This is a genomic window from Mycobacterium sp. E2989, assembly GCF_001667595.1.
In the GTDB taxonomy this organism is placed as follows: Bacteria; Actinomycetota; Actinomycetes; order Mycobacteriales; family Mycobacteriaceae; genus Mycobacterium.
In genome coordinates, this window is record NZ_LZJX01000125.1 from 1 (window position 1) to 1,514 (window position 1,514).

3 protein-coding genes are annotated in these 1,514 nt (G+C 69.8%); 1 reads left to right on the forward strand and 2 read right to left on the reverse strand.

The features are described from left to right. On the forward strand, window positions 1-689 hold a 689-nt coding region (locus A5680_RS22575), incomplete at its 5' end, for a lytic transglycosylase domain-containing protein (protein ID WP_067823397.1). A gap of 10 nt (window positions 690-699) precedes the next feature. On the opposite strand, the gene A5680_RS22580 is transcribed toward A5680_RS22575, so the two are convergent. Beyond that, entirely contained in the window at window positions 700-939 is a 240-nt protein-coding gene (locus A5680_RS22580) for a hypothetical protein (RefSeq protein WP_055403276.1), read from the reverse strand. A 97-nt stretch (window positions 940-1,036) separates the two neighbouring features. Next, the coding region (locus tag A5680_RS22585; RefSeq protein WP_369827704.1) for an MAP_0585 family protein at window positions 1,037-1,514 on the reverse strand (478 nt) is incomplete at its 5' end.

Below are 1,514 nucleotides of genomic sequence, written 5' to 3' on the forward strand. Positions count from 1 at the left end.
CCCCCGAGCCCGCCTTGTCGGCGGCGGCGCACCGCGAGCAGGCCGCCTACCGGGCCATCGGGCGGCACCCCGAATGGGACTCCATCACCCGGCCGCGGATCCCGTCGGAACTCGTGGACGTCTACGACCGCAACCTCGATGCCCGACGACAACTGCAGTCGATGACCCCCGCGAAAAACGCGCTGCCCCCGTGGCGGATCGACCCGCCGATCGCCGCCGACGAGCTGATGAGCGACTACCACGCGGCGGAAGCGGAGACCGGTGTTGGCTGGAACTACCTGGCCGCGATCAACCTCGTCGAGACCCGATTCGGCAGCATCAACGGCGTGAGCACGGCCGGCGCGCAAGGGCCCATGCAGTTCCTGCCGTCGACGTTCGCCACCTACGGCCAGGGCGGCGACATCAATTCCCCGCGCGACAGCATCATGGCCGCGGGCCGATTCCTCGCCGCCAACGGCTTTGCCAATGACCGCGCGCACGCCATCTACGGGTACAACCACGCCCACGCCTACGTGCAGGCCGTCGACCAGTACGCCGCGCTGATCGGGAGCGATCCCGCCGCTTTCCCCACCTACTACCGGTGGGACGTCTACTACGTCACCACTGCCGGCGATGTGTTGTTGCCCGTCGGCTACGCCGCATCGTCACCGATCCCGGTCGAGGACTACCTGGCGACCCATCCGCAGTAGCCCACCCGGGTCACAGGTACTTCAGGGCGATGTCCTGCAGGTGCGATCGCACGTCTTGACCGGTGGCCCTCTCCAGCTTGATCCCGAGCTCACCGGCAAGGTTGACGAAGCCCATCAACAGCATGATCTCGCCGTCGGGCTCGTCGATCACGTTCTCGACGAGCCGGGTCCACGCGAATTCGTTGCCGCTGTCGGACGTCCAAGCCGTCATCACGTCGATGGCTCGGCGGACGTTCTCTCGCACATCCATTCCCGGAGCCTGCCACGACCGCGGGATCGCCGCCCGGCAACGGGCGCAACCGGCTACGGCGGCTGCGCCCGTCGGCGGCTCGATTCGGGCCGGCCCGTCAGTACAGCGGAACCCAGACTCCCATGTACCAGAAGCCCCAACCGCCGAACTGCCAGTTGAAAACCGGTATGGCGGTGTAGGTCTCGTACTGGAACGGCCCGAAATCGGCCTGTGCGAGAACGACGTCACGCTGCGGCCCGGACCACGGGCGGTTCCAGCCGCCGGGAGGCGGCGGGCCGTCCCAGCCCCCCGGAGGCGGTGCGCCCACCCAGTGTGGCGGCGGGTGGCCGGGAGCCGGACCGTCGTTCCAGCCGTGGCCTCGCGGCGGCGGCGGTGGGGGCGCCCCGTGGTCGACGACGCTGAAGCCCGCCCGCGCATCGCCGGGCCCGCCTATTTGGGCGTTCCCACTGACGTACGTCCCGCGCGGAATGTAGGGCGGGTGCGCAGGCTGCGTGCTCGGTGGGTTGAGCGCTTGCCGGCTCTGCGGCGGCGGGTTTTGCCCGTTCGCCGGCGCGTCGGTCTGTCCGCCCGGCGGG

Coding starts and splice junctions, on each gene's coding strand:
- A5680_RS22580 (WP_055403276.1), bottom strand. CDS start 939: ATGGATGTGCGAGAGAACGTCCGCCGAGCCATCGACGTGATGACGGCT.